Consider the following 21,825-nt stretch of genomic DNA (forward strand, 5'->3'; position numbering starts at 1 on the left):
GGGATTGGGGTCGGCTTGAATTTGGATATGAATTACACTTTGCGGCGTGCAGCCGGGAAGGCTGGGAGCTTTAGAGAACACTTTTCGAGGGAATCGCCATGGAATCGGCATCAGCCACACCCACCGCCCAACAAATCGCTGACCTCGTCATGCAGCGGCTCATCGATGGTGGCGGGATTCCCGATCTCGCCAACGCCAACTTGATGACGATCGAGCAACGGACCATCGAGGAAGTCGACCGGGTCACGCAAATCGTCATGAGCGAACTGCTCGCCAAGCAGTCTCGAGAGGCCGATCCGGTGACCGCCTGTCCCAAATGCGGTATGGAAATGACACCGAAAAAGGCTCAGCATCGCTCGCTGCAAAGTAGACGAGGCCAAGTGAAATTCAAAACCGACGTATCTCATTGCGAGGCTTGCCGCCTCGATTTTTTTCCCTCAGATGAGAACATTGCAGTGTGACATCGACATCGAGCAAACGCCCGCAGTCCTACAGAAAGTTACCATCGCCGCAGCGAGAGACCGTTCCTATGCGGTGGCCAGTCGCAACCTGCGAGACCTCGCTGAACTGACCATCTCTTCCAAGCAATGTCAGCGGATCGCCATTCGCATCGGCAACGAACGACTCGGCGAACAGCAACAAAGCATTGATCGCTACACCGCCGCGAGCATCCCCGAGCAACAGCACGGCCAAAGCCACGATGCACCAGCAAATGATTGGAGCGGACGTGCCGCAGTGATACAGGGTGACGGCGGTCGTGCTCAGATTCGCGATTCGCTTTGGGGGCAGGACAAACCGAGCGACAAAAAGCACCGTTGGTGGCGAGAGACTCAGGCCGGCGTGCTGCAAACGTATCAGTCCAGGCCATCGGACGTGGACCCTCACCCCGAGGTCCCAGAATGTTTGAAAGATCCGCTGTGGATTATTCCCAAAGTGAATGAAATCCATCGCAGCAGCGGTTCATCAAGTGATTCAGGCGAACCTGAGAGTGAGCCATCGCGTGACAGCCAGCCGTCATCAAAGCAATCAGCTTCGGCAGAACCAGCCAGCCAAAACAGCAAGTCGTCACGCAAGGATCACAAGCGTTGGAGCGGCGGTGATCCGTTGGTACAAACGATCGTTGCGACCCGACTGGGATATGATCATCTCGGGTTGGCGTTGGCGGCCGAGGCGTATCGGCGTGGTTTTAACAAAGCCAAAATCAAAGCCTTCATGGGCGACGGCTTGAAAGTGAACTGGTCGCTGTGGTCGAGTCACTTCTCGCACTACACGCCGATCGTCGACATCATGCACGCCTTGGCTTACGTCTACGGCGGTGCGATCGCATCCTGCGGGCGGATCGAAGATGGCTGGCAGTTGTATATCCAGTGGCTCGAGTGGACGTGGAGCGGTGATGTCGATCGAGTCATCACGGCGATGCAACAGCAAGCTGCCGGTCACGAAGATGTTCCCGAAGACCTGCGTCGGGCCATCACCTACCTGAGCAACAACGCGTCGCGGATGCAGTATGCTCGTTATCGGCGTGCGGGACTTCCAGTGACCACCTCGCCCGTGGAATCGGCTCAGAAGCAAATCAACGAGCGGATCAAAGGGACGGAAAAGTTTTGGCGAGACGATTCGCTTGAGCCACTACTGCAGCTCAAAGCGGACGACCTGAGCGAAACGCACGACCGAGACGCCTTCTGGCATCGTCGAGGCCAGCGAAACGACGGCTTCCGCCATCGCAAGACCAAAACCAAAGTTACCTAACAAACCCTGTCATGCACCCGGCACAACATGTCAACATTCGCGAAGACATCGAACACGCCCGTTCGATGGCAGACAAAAGTCCGGTAAACACGCCGCTAGGCGATGGGCTTGATTTCAAAGCCGGGTCGGTATTCCCGTCGCAAAAACGAGTTAGCAAGATCGGCATGCTCGCCGGTAAAACGCTCCGCTGCGGGATCATGCTCGAGCATCGGGCTGGACAGCAAATCGCCCGTATCGGCACCAAATCCACTTAGCGGCGCGGTCATGTCACCGACAATCGCTTGCCACTGCGGCAGATCGCTGGCGTTGGTCAGCTGATCGCCATCGAACGCTTCACTGGCGCGGAAGGCGACATTGGCCAGGTTGCACCAACCCGTGCTGTAGTGACCATTTTCAATCGGAGCCGCTAAACTGTCTGCGTTGCGGCTGCGGACGGCATCGACGAAGTTTTCAATGTGTGCCGGGACGGTACTGACGTCAGCCTTGAAATTGCGGATGTGCTTGCCGTCGGCATCGAATGCGTCGCCGTGACCGCGCTGGCCCAGGTACGTTCCACCTTCGCAGACAACAGCGTAACCGCTGGCGGGAGCATCCATTTGCATCTGCCCCTTGGCTTTCCAAACGCCCTTGGCGCCCGGTTTGGTCGGCAAGTTGCTCAGGGCGATCACGGTCGGGAACGTTTCCGTTTCAAACAGCGCAAAATGCACGTTCGGCGTATCGCCGGCGTCGTCCCAACCGATCCGGCCACCACCGCAGATCAAACGGCTCGGTGTCGACACTTGGTCCTGATAGGCCACGTTGCGAACGTCATCGAGAATGTGGACGCCCCAATTCCCCATTTCGCCGTTTCCGGTGTTCCAGTCCCAGTGCCAATCGTAGTGGAGGTTATTGCGATAGATGGGTTGATCGGCAGCGGGGCCGACCCACAAGTCGTAGTCCAGTCCTTTGGGAGGCGTCAGCGGGGTATCGCGGCGACCGATCGAACCGCGTATCCCAAGCCGGTTGGCTTGAACGTACTTGACTGGACCGAGTGCCTGATCATCGTGCAAAAACTTGCGGGCTTGCATTTGGATGGGGTCGCTGCGCTGTTGCGTTCCGAGCTGCACGATCCGTCCATGCTTCTGAGCCGCAGCGACGACTTGGCGGCCTTCCCATTGAGAGTGCGACAGTGGCTTTTCGACGTACACGTCTTTGCCTGCTTCAATCGCCCAAATTGCGGCCAGACAGTGCCAGTGGTTGCAGGTCGCGATCACGACGGCATCGACGTCATCCGAATCCAGCACCGTGCGGAGATCGGTGACGGCTTTCGCGTTGTACCGCGCCGCCATTTTTTCGGCGCGGCCTAGTTCGGGATCAGCGACCATCACCAATTTCGCGCCCGCGGTGGTGCTGATCGGGCCGGCTAACTGCCCACCTCGTCCACCCGCGCCGAGCAGGGCGATGCGGACCTCATCGTTCGCAGCAGCGGCGCCGACGACGCCAGGCAACGCCGCAGTGCCGACACCGGCGGCAAGAAGACCGAGGAACTGGCGTCGTGCGGTCGAGGAGCATGACGAGGACTGGATCTTGGTGTGGAGATGCGAGTTCATATTTTCAAAGAAAGGGATCGTGGGACGCGTGAGTGAAACCTCCTTCATGATACCTCAACCGAATCGACTGTGTTCATTGCGATTCCGCTAAAACGGATCCGTCCAGCGTCAACGCGAGGCCGTCGTTGTCCGGCGGCCGATGCTCTGCGATGCGTTGGCGTGTCGATCAGGATTCGGGTAAACTGCGTGCGAGAATTCTGGTCAGAACCACTGGGGACTGTTGATCTTCACGAGAGGGCCGAAATGGCGAAAGACACCGACAACGCGGAGTAAAGTGGTGGAACCAAGGAAATTCAAAATCTTGATCGTCGAGGACCAGCGGCCGCTGCGAATCGTGATGACTCGATTATTGCAAAAAATGGGACACGAAGTCCAAGCGGTCGAAAGTGGTTCCGAGGCGATTGTATTTCTCGATACGTATCAACCCGAGTTGATCTTTTCAGACATTTCGATGCCAGGGATGACCGGCTATGAACTGGTCAGTCACCTGCGAAAACGCGATGACTTGAACGACACCTACTTCGTCGCCATGACGGGGCTCGGCCAACAATCCGATCATGATCAAGCGATTGAGTCTGGGTTTGACGAACACATGGTCAAACCGGTCGACGTCGACCGCCTGCGTGAGCTGTTCGGCCGGCTCTCGTAGCGACCCTAGCCGACGTGACTATTTGATCGGCTCAACGGAGATCACCGTCGCTCCGTCGGGCAGAACCATGCCTGGGCGTAGATCGGCAGTGCCCGGATCGACCCGTCGTGCCGTGCTAGGCCGGTACTGTGTCGCGCCACTCCGGTAGTTGCCCGCACCGCTCATTGACGGCGCAGTTGAATAACCTCGGTACGCCGATGAATACGGGGAGGTGGACGGATATCCGTAGCGGCTCAGCCCGTATCCACCGCCGTAGCCACTCAATCCATATCCGTTGATCCCATAGCCTGTGCCGTACCCGCCCAGCCCGTACCCGACTCCATACCCACCGACTCCATAGCCACCGACTCCATACCCACCGACTCCATACCCAGGGCGGTATCCCCCGGCACCGTATCCGCTGCGGTAACCGCCAATCCCATAGAGGCCGGGTCCATAGGCCCCTGACGCCGAACCACTGGGGCCGTACCCATAACCGAAACCATAATTGGGCAGGCTGCCCCCCACGTAACCAGAGTTCAGGTTGCCACCTGAGTACCTGCCTGAGCCGATCATGCCGCCGGTTGCCAGGCGACCACCGCCACCGAGACCGGATCCCCCTGCGAGCCCCCCGCCCAAACCCCCGCCACCGGCCATCATGCCACCTCCGCCGAGCCCTTGTGCGATGGCGGTCGAGCCCGCCAAACTGGCCGCGACCACGATCGCGACAGACAAACCGATACGAACCGCTGGGACGAACATGGGACTCAACCTGTGAAGAGAAACGGGAGCGGGAAACGAGCGTGAGTGAAAGCTTATTGTAGCACGCGGCATGCCAAGGCTCTCGTCGAATGACACAATTTGCGTCCCTGTCGTGTTTCGTTGTATGTGAACTAAGGACACCAGGAACAATAAGTGACGGGTTTACGGTAGTGGATCTTGTTAAAGATCCTGTTCTGGATGGATCTTTAACAAGATCCACTACGCCAGTTATTGATCTCGCGTTGCTAACGAGGGGCGCCGCGGTCTAGCAAACAAACTTACACACGTATGTTGTAGAATCAGCCACATGAGCGAGCAAGCAACCGCACCGGTGACGCCCCCCAAACCCTCCGGCCCTCACAAACTCGGCGAGCTCGCGTCGACAGCGATTTGCGGGAACGATATCACGTCGTCGTGCCTGTACGTGTCGTCGTTGGCGATTGTCTACGCCGGGCGATGGGCGCCCGTGTGCCTTTTGTTGGTGGCGGGGACACTGTATCTATTTCGCGCCATTTATGCCGAAGTCGTCGGTGCGCTGCCGCTCAACGGCGGTGCATACAATGCACTCCTGAATACGACGAGCAAGTACCGAGCTTCCATTGCCGCCTGCTTGACGATTCTCTCCTACATGGCGACTGCCGTGATCTCGTCCAACGAGGCGATGCACTATTTGCATACGATGTGGAACGGGCTGCCGGTCATCGGGGCCACGATCGGTTTGCTCGCGTTTTTCATGGTGCTATCGATCATTGGAATCACGGAGTCATCGAAAGTTGCCATCGGCATCTTTCTGTTCCATTTAGGCTCGATGGTCTTGTTGCTGGCCGTGGGAGGGTACGCTGTTTTCGCGCTCGGTACTGACGTGCTCTGGAGCAATCTTCAACAGCGCGAGCCCAATGGCATTGGCATGGCCCTATTCTTTGGTTTCGCGGCAGCGATGCTGGGGATTTCGGGATTTGAGTCTTCGGCAAACTTTGTTGAAGAGCAAGCCGACGGTGTGTTCCCCAAGACGCTCAGGAACATGTGGATCGCCGTCACACTGCTCAATCCAGGCATGGCGTTCTTGGCCCTCGCGTTGGTCCCGATCGCCGAGGTTCGTGGGGTCTATCAAAATGATTTGCTCTCACACATGGGGGAGGTTGCCGGCGGCACTTGGCTGTCTTGGTTGATCGGCATCGATGCGGTTTTGGTGCTCAGCGGTGCCACGCTGACGAGCTATGTCGGCGTGACGGGCTTGATCAAGCGAATGACGCTCGACCGTTGCCTGCCACGATTCCTGTTAAAGGAAAATCGTCGCCACACACCGCATCGAATCATCTCATTATTTTTTCTCCTGTGCGTGTCCGTGTTATTGATCACCAAGGGTGAGCTGAAGTCGCTCGCCGCGGTCTACACGCTGTCATTCCTTTCCGTGATGGCTCTCTTTGCAATCGGCAACTTATTGTTGAAAATCAAGCGGGCCAAATTACCGCGGCCGTCGCACGCCTCCTATTTCACGGTGCTCGTTGCGTTCGCGGCTGTCGGGATCGCCATCATGGGCAATGCGCGGCTGAACCAGAGCTACCTGATCGTGTTTCTAGAGTATCTCGTGCCGACGGTCTTGTTCGTCACCGTGATGTTAACGCGAGTGGAGATACTGGAGCTGTTGGTGTTCTTTGTCGACGAGGTTCGCGGCAAAGTCAGGAAAGAGAAAAACGAAGCGATCGAGCACCATGACCGCAGCTCAGCAGCATGGTGGGGGATCGCTCATCGCCGCGTCAACCAGTTTGACCATCGCATCCACGAGCTGCTCGATCACATTCGCTCGCAGCGGATTATCTTCTTCACCCGCGGTGATCATCTACCGAACTTGAATAAAGTAATTCAGTACATCCAGGACAACGAGCACACCGATAAAGTGAAGTTTGTGACACTCTATCGAGACCCGAGTGAGATCCCCTCAATGTTGGCCGAACAGATCCAATTTCTCGATGAAGCCTATCCTGAAATCGATATCGAATACGTCAAGGTGGAAGGGGAGTTCACTCCTGAAAAGATCATTTCCCTGGCCAAGGAATGGAATATCCCCACCAACCTGATGTTCATTGGTTCTCCTACCGGTGATAGCATGAAACATCGCTTGGAAGACTTTGGAGGCGTGCGATTAATCATCTGATCCGAGTCAACTCGCCTCGCCCGCGGCCAACGAGATAATCTCCAGAGCTTCGTTCACTCGTTCGGCGTGAGTGCGGACGGACAAGATGGCCAGACGCAGATACACGTCACCGCCAATCCGGGTACTGGAGAGCAGGACGCGTTGTGTGCGATTGATGCGGTCCAAGAATTCGAGCTGAGAGGCATTATCGCGGCCTCGGAGCCGGAAAACGATGACGCTCAAGTCAGGTGTCCAAGGCACGTCGAGCCGCTCGTCTCGGGCAAGCCGATCGAACGCGTCGGTGGCGAGATCGAGTTTCTCATCGATCTGCTGGCGGAATGCATCGACGCCATGTAGATGCAGCGGAAGCCACAGCCGCAGGCCGCGAAACTCACGTGTCAGTTCGGGCGAAAGCTCGTCAAAGTCAGGCAGTCCGGCGGTGCGATCGAGAGCACGGACGCCGTGGATGTCTTGCATGTAGTCGGCGGGCTCGGCGAACGTGCGGTGCAGCAAGTCTCGTGAACGAACGACGACCGCCCCGGTACCGAACGGCAAAAAGAGCGTTTTGTGCGGGTCCAGGGTGATCGAATCGGCCATTTCAATTCCCGCGAGACGAAGGCGGCCCCGCTGCGTCAATTGAAAGAGACCACCGTACGCACCATCGACATGAAACCAAACCTGAAACTGACGCGCGATCGTCCCGATCTCGGCAAGCCGATCAATGGTACCGGTATTCGTTGTTCCCGCAGCGGCACAAACGCAGACGGGAATCAACCCGGCACCACGGTCGGCATCGAGACACGCCCGCAGATGCTGGGCGTCTAAACGGAGAGCCGCGTCAGATCGGATGACACGCACATGTTCGCGTGAGATTCCCGCCGTGCGTGCTGCCTTGGCAATCGAACCGTGGGCGTGTTCGCCGATGTAGAGGGTTGCCCGGTCGACCTGGCCGTCAGCATGGAGCGTGCGCGCGGTGGTCACGGCGATCAAATTCGCCATCGAACCGCCGGTCGTGAGCAACGCCTGGGATTCGGCGGGAAACCCGAACAGATCACACATCCAGCGCAGCACACTCTCTTCCAAGCCAACGAGTGCCGGTGCGGTTTTGACCTTGCCGGTATACCGATTCAAACCGCTGGCCAGAAACTCCGCCAACGCCGACGTGAAGATGCCACCGGAGGGAACATAAGCCAGATAGCTCGGCCCCGATGTCTGGTAGCTCTGCTCGGCAGCGTGACGGACCCTCTCCAGCAGATCAGGTAGTTCCCCCGGTTCATCGGCCGGTGGTCGGGAAACGTCGTCCAAGCACTCGGCACTGAGATCTTTTCCCGATGCGGGACTGTTCTCGATCGCTTCGGTCATGTCGATCAACAGATCGATCACGAGCTGAGTAGCCGATCGCATCTCGTCCGCGTTTGGCTCCAAGGGATGTGTTTGCGAGTGAAACATTCGATTCAGGGTCTACGAGTGGGCGGTGGAGTTCGCTGCCCGGCGACTGCAACATCCCAACGTTGGAAAGTGTTCGGTCATCGACCGAGGCCATTGAGTAGCCGTGTTCTCACCGAGGCGCTGAACCGAGCCTTGAAAAGACGCAGCTACTCAGTTGTTCTTGCTTTCTGGATCGCGTTCATTTCCTTCGCGGCATCAAATTGGGGGTTTTGCTCAGCCGGCACCGGAGCCCCCGTCCGCTGGCGCCACTGTACCAGTTGTCCGTGCAGTTCCGCGGTTTTTTCTGGCATCGCGTCAGCGAGATTCTTGCGTTCCCCCGGATCGCTGCTCAGGTCGTAGAGTTCCAGCACACCGTCCTCGAAATATTCGTGCAGCTTCCACTGGCCACTTCTCATCGCGGAGCCAGGGCGGGTGCGGTAGAGCGGATCGCGTGCGTCATCCCTCCGGCCATCGTAGGCCTGCAAGTAGATGGGGAAGTGCCAGTACTGTGGCACCGGTTCCCACGCTCCGACGCCGGTCATCAGCGGCATCAGACTCACACCGTCGAGCGTGAGACCATCCGGGCGACTTATTCCCGCGGCCGCGAGAAACGTTGGGTACAGGTCCATCGTGTTGACGGTTTCGTCGCAGGCTGTCCCCGATGCGATCTTGCCCGGCCACCGCATCACAAGCGGCTCACGCACCCCGCCTTCGTAGTACGAACCTTTTCCACCACGCAGCGGATGCTGGGAATGAATCGCCGCGATGCCCCCGTTATCGGATGAGAAAACGACGAGCGTTGAGTCCGCCAACTCGAGACGATCGATCGCCGCGAGCAGTTTGCCGATCGACTCGTCAATCTTTTCGACCATCGACCCGTAGGTGGCATTGATGCCGCTGCGTTGATAGTGATCCACATATTCGGGAACCGCCGTCAGCGGCGAGTGAACGAGGTAGGGCGAGAAGTGAATGAACATCGGCTCGCCCTGATTGGCCTCCATAAAGTCAACGGCTTCCTTGGCAAACACGTCCACACGGTGCGTGTGGGCATCCACTTCACGCGTCCATTTCGCCATCGCGCCCTTGGACCACGGCGAATAATAGCCTCCCGATGGACTGCCGCTGTGATCGCCACCGACATTCACGTCAAACCCATCCTGCAGAGGATCCTTGCCGATGTGGTACTTGCCCAGATGAATCGTTCGGTACCCGCCGGCCTTCAGAGCCTCCGCCATGGTGACGACCGCGGGCGTCAAGGAACTGGTGTTCTCGACCGGAATCAGCCGGCGAGTCTTGGCGTTGCCGCGTTCGGACGTGCCCACCGTGTAGACGCCATGCCGCGGCGTCCACTGGCCGCTGTGCACGCACGCACGACTGGGGGCACAGTTGGCCGCGGGTGCATAGGCGCTGGTGAACACCATCCCTTGCTTTGCCAGTCGGTCAATATTGGGGGTGCGGAAGACGGGATCGTTGTAACCCACGTCCATCAACCCCAGATCATCGGCATTGATATAGACGATATGTGGCTGTGCGGCGGCAACCGGTTGGTAGGCGACCGTCCCCGCCAACGCGATCACGAGTACGTTCGTTTTCAACAGCACGGAATTAAATATCATGTCCTGCTCGTTCATCACCGGAGAAATTTTGGTTAGAGTATGACGCACTCCCCACGTTTGCTTTCTATCTACCATGCTATTTAACTGATGTCCCAGCCCGAATTTTCGGATACGCGATCTAGAACGTCAAACGCGGAACAGCCAGTCTACCTCGGCATCGATGTCGGTGGGACGAACGTCAAACTGGGGGTCGTCAGCGGCGGCGGCCAAATTCTCGCACAATCCTCGACGCCGACCCCATCGCTGGAGACCCCCACGCGGGTATTTGAGCATGCGATGAAGTTCGCGGCCGAGCAACTGGACTTGCTCGGGGGCAATCAGACCTTGCATGGCGTCGGGCTGGCAGTTCCCGGTGTCCTCGATACCTCGGCGATGGCATTGCGTGAGGTCGTGAACCTGCCCGGTTGGCTCGATCAGCCATTACTGCGTCTGTTGTTCGATGCCGCTGGCGTCCCGACCATGGTGGTCAATGACGCCAATGCGGCCGCGCTCGCCGAGCATTCGCGGCGGGGCCTGGGCACGCACTCGCTGGCGCTGGTGACACTCGGTACAGGGATTGGTTGCGGCGTTGTGGTCGGCGGTTATCCGCATAGCGGCGACCACGGGTGTGCAGGCGAACTCGGGCATATCGCGATTCGCTTCGGCGATGACGCGGTGCGATGTACCTGTGGTAGTCGTGGCCACTTAGAATCTTACGCGGGATCGGGAGGCGTCGTTGCGAGGCTGCATGCCGCGTACGCATCCCAACCGGCAGCGACGGCACCAGAATGCCTGTCCTCCGAAAATGTCACACCCCGCGAGATTGCCGAGCAAGCCGCCGCCGGCAACGCCATTTGCCAAGAAGTGATTGACGAGACAGCTCGCTTCGTGGGTGCGGGAATTGGATTGATGGCCCAGGTGGTCGATCCCGCGGTCGTCTTGCTCGGTGGCGCGATGACATTCGGTGGCCCAGACACACCGACGGGTGCCCGATTTATCGAGCACATACGCAGTACGGTCCGAGAAACAACCTTGGCGCAAGTTGGCAGACATCTCATTGTCGATTTCGCATCTCTGGGTAACGATGCTGGGATCCTCGGTGCTGCACTCGTTGCCAAACAAGCTGCTGCGGATGCATCCATTCAAATTGCGAACCATTCAGACTGAAAATGATTGCCAATTCCAACGAACGAATTCCTTGCCGAATCTTTGACCGTGCATCCGACGCCAGCATCGCGGCAGCTCAGGAAATCGCGGCATTGATCCGCCTGTGCAGCGAGCAGAACCGCCCCTGTGTGCTGGGGCTCGTCTCAGGGTCTTCCCCGGTGAACGTCTACCAGGAACTGGTGCGAATGCACCGCGAAGAATCGCTGTCATTCGCCAATGTGTTCACGTTTAATTTAGATGAATTCTTTCCGATGCAGCCACTCGAGCTGCAGAGTGTGGCGAGGTTCATGCATGAGCACCTGTTCGAGCAGGTCGATATCCCCACCGCTCAAATCCACTTGCTCGACGGGTCGCTACCCCGCGATGAGGTCGCCAAGCATTGCCAGGATTTCGAGCAGGCCATTCGAGACCTGGGCGGAATCGAACTGCAATTGCTCGGCATCAACCGGGCCGGACACATTGGCGTGAACGAACCGGGCTCGGATCGTGGCTGCCGGACACGCATGATCACGCTCGATCAAATCACGCGAACGGATGCGGCGAGCGACTTCTTTGGCGCCGAAAATGTGCCGCGTCACGCGCTCACGATGGGAGTCGGGACGATTCTCGAAGCGAAACGAATCCTACTACTCGCCTTCGGTGAAGGCAAAGCGGACATCGTCAAACGTACCGTCGAGGGATTTGCAGGAGCAAGCGTCCCATCCACGTTCTTGCAGAATCATCCCGCCACGGTGCTGCTGCTCGATGCGGCGGCAGCGTCGAACCTGACTCGTGTGCAAAGTCCCTGGCTACTCGGGGAAGTCGCGTGGGATGACACCACGATTCGTCGCGCGGTGATCGATCTATCCGAGGCGACCGGCAAAGCGATCTTAAAATTGACGGATGCCGACTACAACGAGCAGGGGTTGCAAGACCTCCTTGCCGCCCACGGCAGCGCCTATGACATCAACCTGAGAATATTCCGTCATCTGCATTCGACGATCACCGGTTGGCCGGGCGGAAAACCCGCACACGCCAAACAGGTTGGTGACCGCCCCGGTAACCGCGACGACATCTTCCCCAAACGTATTGTCCTCTTCTCGCCACACCCCGACGATGACGTGATCTCGATGGGCGGCACGTTGATCCGCTTGGTCGATCAAGGCCACGAGGTGCACGTTGCCTATCAAACCTCCGGCAACATCGCGGTCTTTGACGAAGACGCACTGCGTTACTCGGAATTCGTCGAAGACTTCTGCCGGCGGTTCGATCTACAGCCGACCGGACTCAATGAACTCGCCGACCATGTCGACACCTTTTTACGAAATAAGAAGGCCGGCCAGATCGATAGTGAGCAGGTACAGAATATCAAGGGACTGATTCGACGCAGCGAAGCGCGAGAGGGGGCGAGATGCTGCGGCGTCGCGGACGAGCATCTGCATTTTCTCGACCTGCCGTTCTATCAAACCGGACGCGTGAAAAAGATGCCGATCTCGGAAGCTGATCTAAAAATCACAATTGATTTATTGCAGCGAATCCAGCCACATCAAATCTACGCGGCCGGCGATCTCTCGGATCCGCACGGCACGCACCGCACCTGTTTGTCAGTCATTCTGCAGTCGTGCCTGCGATGCCAAGACGATCCGTGGTACACGTCCGCTGCGGTTTGGCTATACCGGGGTGCGTGGCAAGAATGGGCGCCACATCAAATTGAGATGGCAGTGCCGTTGAGCCCTGAGGAAGTGCAGCGCAAACGCATGGCAATCTTCAAACACCAATCGCAAAAAGACCGCGCCCTATTCCCCGGCAGCGACGCGCGCGAGTTCTGGCAGCGTGCCGAAGCTCGCAACGCTGACACCGCCCGCCGCTACGACGCCCTCGGGCTCGCCGAATACGCCGCTATCGAAGGCTTTGTACGCTGGGACGGGCAGTCGGGAATCGAGCTTTAATCACCGAACCCGAGCTGCCGTGGGCTACCGTGGGCTACCGTGGGCTCTGCAGCAAAACCGCAAGAGCGTGCACACGCTCAAGTGCTCCCGTGGTCCACCTGCACGCGATTGCGGACCTGGTGGACACCCGGCACGCGGCGGACGAGTTCTTGGGCGAGTTGGTTCAAATAGAACGATGGCAACCGTCCGCGGAGCGTCACCGTCACGTGATCGTCCGCCGAGACGAAGCAATCACACAGGAGGCTCGCGATGGGCTGACGACCACTACTGCGCAGCGACGCGTGCACGGACTCCTCGATTGCCTCGACCCGGCGCGTTGCCGCATCGACGATTGTTTCACTTCGCACAGGGGTGGCTGGGCGAACGGGAACTGTCTGATCCATGAACTTTTGACTCCGATGCCAATGCCCACACGACAAGGATTCATCCGTGCTCGCAACCGTGGCAGGGCCAAATTCGGTTGCTGCGCTCGGAGCTCTCGTATTAGGCTCTTTACAACTATTCTTGAGACGCTTCGTCGCCGTCTTCAGCCTTGACCTGATCCTCTGCGGCCACGGGGGTCCCGTCGTCGATCATGTCGGCGGAGAAATCGGTGGCGACCTCCCCGTCTTCAGTGGTAATCGCCTGCCCCCGAGGTGGCTGACACCCCGTGCTGGCCAAGACAAAACAGCTCAGAACGAGCGACAAAGCAACAAATTGGATTCGAAAGCGAAACGGGATCATGGGAATTCTCGACAGAGGGTTTGGGGGCGGGAGGGCACCGTACCGGCCGATGGTGGTCACAGGGAACAGCCCTTCGTTACGAATCACATTCACGAGCAACGCAAAATCCATACCGAATACTGGTTCTCCGGCGTCCAATCGGCCCACAGGCAATCCCACCAAGAAAGAATCGCTATCTACCATCGCATTTACAGTCTCCGACGTGTACCCTGGTTCGCTCGAATTTCCGTGCGCCGCTTGATTTTGGTTTTGACCTTTTGAATCGCGGTTGGACAGGGAATGCTTGTTTTTTCACCAGAATGGGATTGATGACGGCATGGACTGGATCGCCGAAGACCAGATCGGATCGCTTGGGCTGCTGCTCGGTGAAGCAATTGAGCGCCTGGTCGATTCCCATGATCAAGAATTCGACAAACATGCGGCCATGATGACCGTGAAAACGCCCACGCTAACGCAGGGCGATGACGGCGTTCGGTTCGAGTTTCAGGTTAAAGGGAATCGACAGCGGATGCAGAGCGTGGTTGTCACCGTGCAACCGCTCGCCGACCCCGAAGATCCGAGCGCCGAAGCGATGCAGTTGCGTGGTGAGTGCAAGTGCGGCTGTCTCGCCCACGAGCGAAACCTCCGCTGTGCGCATACGCTCGCCTGTGCGTGGTGGATGCAGGAACAGATCACCCGCCGGCGGGGAAACGGGCAGTTACTCGAATTTCTCAGCGGGCTCAAAGCGGACGCTGTCGCGGCGGGCAAACAGTTCGTCGACGAATTGCTGCGCCGGGCTGCCAGTGCCCGTCCCGAACGGGCCGACGAGGAACCGACGCAACTGCAGTGGCGGCTCCGCGTGAACATCGCCTCGCAAGCCACGCCGCTGACGATCACGCCGTTTGAACAGCGCAGCCGCAAGGGCGGTAAGGGCTGGACCAAAGGCCGCGAGGTCCGCAGCTTCGATCTGCTCGAACAAAACCTGCTCACCGAACCGCTCGACAGCCAGATCGCCTCATTGACGTCGATCCCCACCCACGGTTTTCGCGAAGACCAATACGGAATGTTCCAAGCCCTGCGGTTGCTCGCCGGTCACGAGAACGTCGCTTGGGACGATTCCGACGCGTCGCCGGTCGATGTCTTCAGCAGTCAGCTCAGCTTGACGCTGCATCCCGTCGAGGTCGACCAACCGGCCAAAGCGAAAAAGCGAGACAGCCAGAACTCAACGGCCAGCACCAAGAAAACGGGTGCGAAAAAGCAACCCGCCAAGTCTGCTCGATCACGAACGTTTGCGGAACTCACCGACTCGCCCGAGCTCGACGAGGCGACTGAATCCGAGGCGACCGCCACGATGACCGTCCCGCGCGACGGCGATGCCCCCGTACCCGACGCGCTCGCTGCCCCTCCCGGCGAATCCACCGCCGTCCAGTTCCGGCCGCGGCTGACGGTCGAAGGCATCGATATCGACGTGCACTCCTGCGAAGTCCTCTTCGGACACACCAGCCCGGTCGAACCGGTCGTCGTGCTGGCTGATCGGGAGCACAATCGTCTTGTCGTTTGCACGCTGATCGATTCAGCGGCCAGCGGGCTGGTTCAATTTCTGTTGCGGGAGGACTACCGCGACACGATGCTCGATGAGCAGTCGGCGGCCAAGCTGGCGCTGTCCGCGGGCACCATCGATTCGCTGATCCATGTCTCCTTGCCACCGCAATTGGCGGGGCCGATTCAACCGATTCAGAGCGAGTTGATTCTGCAGATGCGTCCTCGGCCCGGTGCGGGTTTGAAGATCGCCCTTCGCTCCCACGACGCAAGATTCCGCAGTTCGCTCATCCCCGGACAACAGCCCGATATCGTTCCCTGTCTCAGTGAAACGGGGCCGGTCCGATTGCAACGCGACCTGACGGGCGAATTGACGGCTGGCCAAGAAATCATCGAGCGTTTCGCGTTCAACAAACTGTCCAGCGATGGGGACCATGAATGGGTCGCCATCAGCGACCACGCCGCCCTCGATCTACTCGGACGCTTGCACGATGCGGGCGACGAAGCCCCACGGATCGTGTGGCCAGAGGGTGAGACGTTCCGGGTTCGCGGTGAGATCACGCCGAAATCGCTCCGCGTTCAAATCGACGATTCGCCGGATTGGTTTGGCGTTTCCGGATCCGTCACGATCGATGGTGTGGAAGTACCGCTGAACGACCTGTTGCTCGCCGTTCGCGAAGACCGCCAGCTCGTGCGCGTCGGTGATCGCAAGTTTGCGAAGATCAGCGAAGCGTTCCGCCGCCGGTTGACCCAGTTGGCTGACACCCTCGTGTCGGAAAAAGGGCACCTGAAACTGCCGACGGCTGCGGTCCCCCTGGCGCAGGAGGTTCTCGGCGACGACGTGTCCCTCGAGGCGACCGCGGCCTGGCATCAAGCCATCGAGCGACTCGAGTCACTGGGCAGTTGGAATCCGGAGCGTCCCACGGGACTCGATGCGACGCTGCGTGACTACCAGCTCGACGGATATCGCTGGCTCGCCCGCCTGAGCCGGTGGGGAGTGGGTGGTGTTCTTGCCGATGACATGGGTCTGGGGAAAACCGTCCAAGCCCTCGGCATTCTGATCGATCGATCTACCGATGGACCGGCCCTCGTGATCGCACCGACCAGTGTCGGTGAAAACTGGGTTCGCGAAGCGGGCAAATTTGCCCCCGCGCTCAACGCGGTCTTGTACCGAGATTGCGACCGCGATGAGATCATTAAGTCCGCTGGGCCTGGCGATATCTTGATTGTCAGCTACCAATTGATGCAGCGTGACGCCAAACGTTTTGCCACCCGGTCGTGGACGACGCTGGTGCTCGACGAAGCCCAATTCATCAAGAACTCGCAGACCAAGACGTCGCAGGCCATCCGCACACTGCAGGCGGATTGGCGGTTGGGGTTATCGGGCACGCCACTGGAAAACCACCTCGGCGAGCTATGGAGCCTGTTTCGCACGCTCAGCCCCGGACTGCTTGGCTCCTGGCAGCGATTCCGCAGCCGGTTTGCCGAACCGATCGAGCGGCACAATGACGCCGAGCGCCGCGAGGCGTTGGCCCGGCTCGTACGCCCGTTTATCTTGCGGCGAACTAAAAACAAGGTGCTCACCGAACTGCCGCCGCGGACGGAAATCACGCTGCGGGCGGAACTCAGCGAGCCGGAGAGAAAACTCTACGAAGACGCGCGTCTGGCCGCACTCGCTGAGCTCACCCACGCGGCGAGCGATGGCGAGAAATCGCACGAAGGTCGTCGCCGGATTCAAACACTCGCGTGGCTGACCCGACTCCGCCAACTCGCGTGCCACCCCGCGTTGGTTGACCCCAGCTGGAAAGGCTCGTCGGCGAAGCTTGATTTGTTGGTGTCGCTTGTTGATGAATTGCGTGACGGCGACCACCGCGCGCTCGTGTTCAGTCAATTTGTCAAGCATCTCGGGGTCGTGCGGGAAGTCCTCGATCGACGTGGAATCCCCTACCAATACCTTGATGGGTCCACGCCGTCGCACGAACGACAGCGCCGCGTCGACGCGTTCCAAGCCGGTGAAGGCGATTTGTTCTTGATCTCGCTCAAAGCCGGGGGCACGGGTCTTAACCTGACAGCCGCTGACTATGTCTTGCACCTTGATCCATGGTGGAACCCGGCGGTCGAAGACCAAGCGACTGACCGTGCCCACCGCATCGGCCAGGAACGTCCCGTGACGGTCTACCGACTGGTCGCCGAACGCACGATCGAAGAGCAGATATTGCAGCTCCATGCCGACAAACGAGAACTCGTTGCCGGCGTGCTCGATGGCACCGATGCTGCGGCCCGGCTGCAAACTCAAGACCTGATCGAATTGATCAAGAACGAGATGGGATAGTCGGCGCGTCTCGGAAAGACAGGGGGACTCAGCGGACTTTGATCACGCGTGTCCCCGACAGGCTGTCGTGCCATCCGGTAGCCTCGCTGCCGAAAAAGGAAAACGGTTCAAAGGGGATGAACCGAGCGAAGGTGCGGCCAATGATGGCGCCGAAGCCCGCGCGACCGCCCGTGGCGCTGACGACGCGTGTGCCCGTGCAGAATTTTCCGATCGTGGCACCGAATACGGCTTCCATCACGATGTAGTACAAAACGATTGCCACAAACGCGATTGCGTTGGCGACCATCCCCAGTTGCGCACTTTCCTCCGGTGAGATCTCACCGCCCCCATTGGAGGCAATTTTAGCAATGCCAATGACCACTCCCACGACGAATGAAAGGGCAACGATGAGCCCTTGGTCGATTAAAAAATTGGTAAATCGCAGTCCCTTCGAAGCGATGGGGCCGCTCGCCGATCGCGCCGTGGTGTCGTCGATCGACTGCGGCGCCGCGTAGGGATTGGAGGCGGCTCTGCCCGCGGTGGGAATCGGGGTGGACTGCACAGGAGCCCAGTCCGCATCGCTGAGATCATCGAACGCCCCTGCATCAACTTGCAGCGACTCGGCAGCAGCAGAGCGTGAGTCTGCCGGAGGGGCGGGGGCCGAACGAGGGGCGGTGGGCCGCTGTGCGGTGCGGCCACCGGCTGCGGCGGGACCAACGGACGCGGTGCGGCCACCGGCTGCGGGGACGCGAAGTTGTTTCCCACAGGGGCACTTCACGACCTTGCCCGCCGCGGCATCTGGGATTTTGAGCGTGCGAGCGCAGCCGGGACACTTCAATTGCATCAGTGATTCATCCGAAATGAAAGAGACAGGGATCTTGATCGCCGAACCGGGATCGCCCTTAGAACGAGCGGAAAATAAGTGGCCGAACGCTCCGCGGTCGGAATCGTCGACCGCAGAGCGTTCGGCCATCATATCAGACAGTAATTTTCTGATCGTTCCTCTTAGCGGCGTGTTGATCAGGTGAGTCGAAATCACCCGGAGAGTGCCCGCATGTTCGGCGCCCTGCGTGATTCGCGAAGACGCGGCACGGGTTACTCAACGACGCTAATTTGATTGTCCACTGCGGAGACACCAGGTTCCAAACGCATCAGCAATTCGCTCATGCGCCGGTGCGTGTGACTACTGACGGTGCCCTGCAGGACGGCGGTTCTCCCTTGCATCTGAACACTGACGCCCGCGTGCGGTCGTGTGGGAGTGCCGTAGGATGCACCGGGGATAATCATGCCGCGTGCTCGCGGACGCGGCCCCAGTGTGCTGGTTCCTTGGAGGCGGTTGTTGACGTTGACCACAACGGCGACTTGATCCTCGACTTTGCGTGGTGGCAGTGCCACGGCGCTGCGGAGTCGGGTGCGCAGTGGGATGACCGATTCGCTCGCACCGAGCCCGGTGTCGAGCGTGTTATTGAAGGCGGCCCCGAGTCCACCCAAGCCGCCGACTCCTCTTGTCGTCCGTGCCCCCGTCGTGCCCAACGACGCCGCCGAGGATGTCACACTGGCTCCGACAGGTTCGCTGAATTGCCCGACGCCACCGGTCCGGTCGATGTCACCGATGAATTCTTCTTGCAGGTCGACCAGGTCGCTGCCGCCTGAGCCGGTACCACCTGTCGTGCCACCTGCGGTGCCGCCCGTCGTGCCCCCGCCATTATTATTTGCTTGGACCGAGGCAGCCGAGCAAACCGCCAAGCCCATCAGAACGATACTGGTTAGTAAGGGTTTGTACCAAACGTTGGATTTCAAGAGCGGCATCGGATACTTTGGGGTTTGAGCTCGAATGGGATCGGATAATGCTATTCTAGCTTGCTTTCAGGTGTCTTTCCTCTTTTTTGCTTTTGAATTTCGATGCAAATGAAATTGCTCTCGGTCGCATTCGCTGTTGTTCGCTGTCGCTGGTTAGTGATCGCGTTGCTGGCCGGAACATTTGTGCAGCAAACGGCTGTCGCACAGGTCCGTGGGCCGAGGGGGGAAGCGGACTCCTTTGAATCAAAATGCCCGCCTGCATCGCGGCTTTTACCCACCGATACGATGGCGTACATGCGGATCCGCAACACCACCGAGCTGAAAGCGGGCTTCACCCGTTCGACGCTCGGCCAGATGCTGGGCGACCCAGCGATGCGGCCGTTCGTTTCGGATACCTACCAAACCCTCAGTCAGCTGGTGGAGGAATTTGCCAGCCAAGTGGGGCTCTCACTGGACGAAATGCTGTCGATCCCGCAAGGGCAAGTCTCGTTGGCATTGGTCCCCGGCGCACCACCGGAGCAGCCCGAGGCCCAAAAGGGAGACGAAAAAAGCGAAGAGAGCGACGAGGAAATCTCGCGGCGGATGCAGCGGCAACGCCGCGATCAAAACAGTTTCGGGGGTGTGCTGCTCATCGAGACTGGAGAGCAGAACGAATCCGCCGCATCGATGCGAAAACTGATTGCCCAGATCAGCGATTTGGCGAAGAAGAACCAGTTTGTGCAGAGTGAAGAAAAGATTGGCGATCATAGCGTCACCTCATGGCAGCCACCGCGCGGTCGCGGTCCCGTTGTCGAATCGTTCGATCGCGATGGTGTGTTTGTGATCGGTTTCGGTCGCCGGGCCGCCGCCGACGTGCTCGAACGCTGGCATGAAACCGACGCCCCCGAAAACCGGAAGGCTGCCGCCGAGAAATCGCAAAACGCGGTCGCTGATTCATCAAGCCTAGCGAACCTATCAAGCAACCCGGACTTTGGTGCCGTGATGACGCGCTGCGTCGGTGCCGAGGCGGAGACACCACAGATCACCTTTTTTGCGAATCCCTATGCGATTGCCCAAAAGATAATCAGCCGCAGCAGCTCGTCATTCTTCATTCAGCCGATCGTCGAAGAACTGGGGATTGAGAAGATTCGCGGGATCGGCGGCAGCGTGTTTCGGGGCGGTGATATCGTCGAGGGAATCCTCCACCTGCATGTGGTGATCGATGCCCCTCGTGACGGATTTTTTGGCGTCGTGCGCCCGGAACCTGTCGAACCGACGCCGCCCGAATGGGTCCCTGCTGACACGACGAGCTATCTGACGGCAAACTGGGATATCGTCACGGCGGCGGATAATCTCGCGAAGATTGTCAACCGTTTCGCGGGCGAGGGCACCTTCGAACGATTTACCGAAGACCGGGTCCAGGCGAGATTGGACGTCAGCCTGAAGGACGATCTACTGGCAAATCTCACGGGCCGCTATGTCGGCGTGCGTCGCTATCAGTCCCCGGCCGCGTGGAACGCGGTTGCTCGCATGGACGCCGTGCAAGTTCGCGACGTCGATAAAGCACGCGAGATGCTCGACAAGATCCGCCTCAAGCTGCCCGCGGCTGACATGCGGCCCGAAACGATCGGAGACGTGCAAGTCTACTTCGCGCGAGCTGGCCGCGAACTGCCCGACACGATGCGGCAGGTCGAACGCAGCGTGATGCTGCTCGACGACTATCTCGTCCTCTCCGATTCACGGGAAATCGTCGAGCAGGCGATCCGGGCGCGTGGCGGATCCAAGCCCCGGCTGATCGATGACACGGACTATGCGCTGCTGCTGTCGGAATTGGGTGCGAAACTGGCTGGCGAGAAACCGTTTTTTCTGACATTCAATCGCGATGCTGACAATTACCGGGTGCTCTACGAACTTGCCGCCTCGCCCACATTGGCCGATGCGTTCGGCCGACGTGGCGAAAACAATCCCGTCGCTCAAAAGTTCAGCAATCTACTGCAGAGACAAACGCTACCGAAATTCAGCGAATTGCGGAAATATTTTAATGTCAGCGGCAGTTTCGCCTACGACGAGTCCGGTGGGTTGCATCTCGGCACGATGACGCTGCGTCCACTGGAGTGAACAGCGGCCCCTGGAGTGAGCGCCGCAGACCCCCCCACCTGACCACCGCTCCGCAAAATGGCGGAGAAAGAGAGACTGGGGGGCGTCTCGACCGCGTGAAAGGGGAAACAATGCACCGTACGGATTCCGCTCATCGCCGTGCTCATCAGCCCGACTCCCGAGCGGCAAATCCGACTGGCCGCATCCACCCTGCTCAGCGGGGGGGGTCTGGAACTGTCGACGTCAGCGAGTGTTCCGGGGAAAAAAAGTTTTCGAGGCCCGAGTGATATTTTCTGGCACAATCATTGCATAAACCAAAGCCTGCTGCTGCAATTGCCTGTTTTTTAGGGTTGCCTCTCCCTCCCAATGGATACCCTTGACCGGGTGAGGCGTTCACGTTGCGTCAACGTGGCCGGC

At 59.1% G+C, this 21,825-nt stretch carries 16 protein-coding genes; 8 read left to right on the plus strand and 8 right to left on the minus strand.

The window, feature by feature from the left end:
* Positions 1-98 precede the first annotated feature (98 nt).
* Together SH410x_RS24695 and SH410x_RS24700 are read left to right on the plus strand one after the other, a co-directional pair.
* The gene (locus SH410x_RS24695) at positions 99-461 is read left to right on the plus strand and encodes a hypothetical protein (protein WP_473670265.1); all 363 of its coding nucleotides are present in this window, start codon (positions 99-101) and stop codon (positions 459-461) included.
* Complete coding sequence (locus SH410x_RS24700) at positions 442-1,749, plus strand: hypothetical protein (protein WP_473670264.1); 1,308 nt, start codon at positions 442-444, stop codon at positions 1,747-1,749. Before SH410x_RS24695 ends, SH410x_RS24700 begins: the two co-directional genes overlap by 20 nt.
* A gap of 95 nt (positions 1,750-1,844) precedes the next feature.
* On the opposite strand, the gene SH410x_RS24705 is transcribed toward SH410x_RS24700, so the two are convergent.
* Entirely contained in the window at positions 1,845-3,338 is a 1,494-nt protein-coding gene (locus SH410x_RS24705; RefSeq protein WP_473671702.1) for a Gfo/Idh/MocA family protein, read from the minus strand.
* Between the two features lie 277 nt (positions 3,339-3,615).
* On the opposite strand from SH410x_RS24705, the gene SH410x_RS24710 reads away from it, so the two are divergent.
* A complete protein-coding gene (locus tag SH410x_RS24710) occupies positions 3,616-3,987 on the plus strand; it encodes a response regulator (RefSeq protein ID WP_473671704.1) in 372 nt (123 codons plus the stop codon).
* Between the two features lie 18 nt (positions 3,988-4,005).
* Here the strand turns inward: SH410x_RS24710 and SH410x_RS24715 are convergent, their stop codons facing one another.
* Positions 4,006-4,728, minus strand: a complete 723-nt coding sequence (locus tag SH410x_RS24715) for a hypothetical protein (protein WP_473671706.1) — start codon at positions 4,726-4,728, stop codon at positions 4,006-4,008.
* A 307-nt stretch (positions 4,729-5,035) separates the two neighbouring features.
* Here SH410x_RS24715 and SH410x_RS24720 point away from each other — a divergent pair, with 307 nt between their 5' ends.
* The gene (locus SH410x_RS24720) at positions 5,036-6,883 is read left to right on the plus strand and encodes an APC family permease (RefSeq protein ID WP_473671708.1); all 1,848 of its coding nucleotides are present in this window, start codon (positions 5,036-5,038) and stop codon (positions 6,881-6,883) included.
* Between the two features lie 6 nt (positions 6,884-6,889).
* On the opposite strand, the gene SH410x_RS24725 is transcribed toward SH410x_RS24720, so the two are convergent.
* Together SH410x_RS24725 and SH410x_RS24730 are read right to left on the minus strand one after the other, a co-directional pair.
* On the minus strand, positions 6,890-8,311 hold the full coding sequence (locus tag SH410x_RS24725; RefSeq protein WP_473671709.1) for a pyridoxal phosphate-dependent decarboxylase family protein: 1,422 nt from the start codon (positions 8,309-8,311) through the stop codon (positions 6,890-6,892).
* A gap of 146 nt (positions 8,312-8,457) precedes the next feature.
* Positions 8,458-9,906, minus strand: a complete 1,449-nt coding sequence (locus tag SH410x_RS24730) for a sulfatase (RefSeq protein ID WP_473671711.1) — start codon at positions 9,904-9,906, stop codon at positions 8,458-8,460.
* A gap of 87 nt (positions 9,907-9,993) precedes the next feature.
* Between SH410x_RS24730 and SH410x_RS24735 the strand changes: the two genes are divergently transcribed.
* Positions 9,994-11,052, plus strand: a complete 1,059-nt coding sequence (locus tag SH410x_RS24735) for an ROK family protein (protein ID WP_473671712.1) — start codon at positions 9,994-9,996, stop codon at positions 11,050-11,052.
* 2 nt (positions 11,053-11,054) lie between these two features.
* Positions 11,055-12,980 carry a glucosamine-6-phosphate deaminase gene (locus SH410x_RS24740; RefSeq protein ID WP_473671714.1) on the plus strand — a complete coding sequence of 642 codons (1,926 nt, stop codon included), beginning with the start codon at positions 11,055-11,057 and terminating at the stop codon, positions 12,978-12,980.
* 77 nt (positions 12,981-13,057) lie between these two features.
* Here SH410x_RS24740 and SH410x_RS24745 read toward each other — a convergent pair whose 3' ends face one another.
* On the minus strand, positions 13,058-13,363 hold the full coding sequence (locus SH410x_RS24745) for a BON domain-containing protein (RefSeq protein WP_473671716.1): 306 nt from the start codon (positions 13,361-13,363) through the stop codon (positions 13,058-13,060).
* A gap of 115 nt (positions 13,364-13,478) precedes the next feature.
* Entirely contained in the window at positions 13,479-13,703 is a 225-nt protein-coding gene (locus SH410x_RS24750; protein WP_473671718.1) for a hypothetical protein, read from the minus strand.
* Between the two features lie 283 nt (positions 13,704-13,986).
* On the opposite strand from SH410x_RS24750, the gene SH410x_RS24755 reads away from it, so the two are divergent.
* The gene (locus SH410x_RS24755; RefSeq protein WP_473671720.1) at positions 13,987-17,553 is read left to right on the plus strand and encodes a DEAD/DEAH box helicase; all 3,567 of its coding nucleotides are present in this window, start codon (positions 13,987-13,989) and stop codon (positions 17,551-17,553) included.
* A gap of 28 nt (positions 17,554-17,581) precedes the next feature.
* Here the strand turns inward: SH410x_RS24755 and SH410x_RS24760 are convergent, their stop codons facing one another.
* On the minus strand, positions 17,582-18,505 hold the full coding sequence (locus SH410x_RS24760; RefSeq protein WP_473671722.1) for an RDD family protein: 924 nt from the start codon (positions 18,503-18,505) through the stop codon (positions 17,582-17,584).
* 122 nt (positions 18,506-18,627) lie between these two features.
* Positions 18,628-19,341, minus strand: coding sequence for a BON domain-containing protein (locus tag SH410x_RS24765; RefSeq protein WP_473671724.1), 714 nt, complete (start codon positions 19,339-19,341; stop codon positions 18,628-18,630).
* A 99-nt stretch (positions 19,342-19,440) separates the two neighbouring features.
* Here SH410x_RS24765 and SH410x_RS24770 point away from each other — a divergent pair, with 99 nt between their 5' ends.
* Positions 19,441-21,429: a DUF3352 domain-containing protein gene (locus SH410x_RS24770; protein ID WP_473671726.1), complete on the plus strand. Its 1,989-nt coding sequence runs from the start codon at positions 19,441-19,443 to the stop codon at positions 21,427-21,429.
* Positions 21,430-21,825 lie beyond the last annotated feature (396 nt).

Source organism: Rhodopirellula sp. SH410 (genome assembly GCF_055811895.1).

Bases quoted from the DNA above. Each gene is read 5' to 3' on its own strand.
- SH410x_RS24695 (WP_473670265.1), top strand. From the start codon at position 99: ATGGAATCGGCATCAGCCACACCCACCGCCCAACAAATCGCTGACCTC.
- SH410x_RS24730 (WP_473671711.1), bottom strand. From the start codon at position 9,906: ATGATATTTAATTCCGTGCTGTTGAAAACGAACGTACTCGTGATCGCG.
- SH410x_RS24725 (WP_473671709.1), bottom strand. From the start codon at position 8,311: ATGTTTCACTCGCAAACACATCCCTTGGAGCCAAACGCGGACGAGATG.
- SH410x_RS24765 (WP_473671724.1), bottom strand. From the start codon at position 19,341: ATGCCGCTCTTGAAATCCAACGTTTGGTACAAACCCTTACTAACCAGT.
- SH410x_RS24750 (WP_473671718.1), bottom strand. From the start codon at position 13,703: ATGATCCCGTTTCGCTTTCGAATCCAATTTGTTGCTTTGTCGCTCGTT.
- SH410x_RS24700 (WP_473670264.1), top strand. From the start codon at position 442: ATGAGAACATTGCAGTGTGACATCGACATCGAGCAAACGCCCGCAGTC.
- SH410x_RS24770 (WP_473671726.1), top strand. From the start codon at position 19,441: ATGAAATTGCTCTCGGTCGCATTCGCTGTTGTTCGCTGTCGCTGGTTA.
- SH410x_RS24705 (WP_473671702.1), bottom strand. From the start codon at position 3,338: ATGAACTCGCATCTCCACACCAAGATCCAGTCCTCGTCATGCTCCTCG.
- SH410x_RS24720 (WP_473671708.1), top strand. From the start codon at position 5,036: ATGAGCGAGCAAGCAACCGCACCGGTGACGCCCCCCAAACCCTCCGGC.
- SH410x_RS24760 (WP_473671722.1), bottom strand. From the start codon at position 18,505: ATGGCCGAACGCTCTGCGGTCGACGATTCCGACCGCGGAGCGTTCGGC.
- SH410x_RS24745 (WP_473671716.1), bottom strand. From the start codon at position 13,363: ATGGATCAGACAGTTCCCGTTCGCCCAGCCACCCCTGTGCGAAGTGAA.
- SH410x_RS24740 (WP_473671714.1), top strand. From the start codon at position 11,055: ATGATTGCCAATTCCAACGAACGAATTCCTTGCCGAATCTTTGACCGT.
- SH410x_RS24715 (WP_473671706.1), bottom strand. From the start codon at position 4,728: ATGTTCGTCCCAGCGGTTCGTATCGGTTTGTCTGTCGCGATCGTGGTC.
- SH410x_RS24735 (WP_473671712.1), top strand. From the start codon at position 9,994: ATGTCCCAGCCCGAATTTTCGGATACGCGATCTAGAACGTCAAACGCG.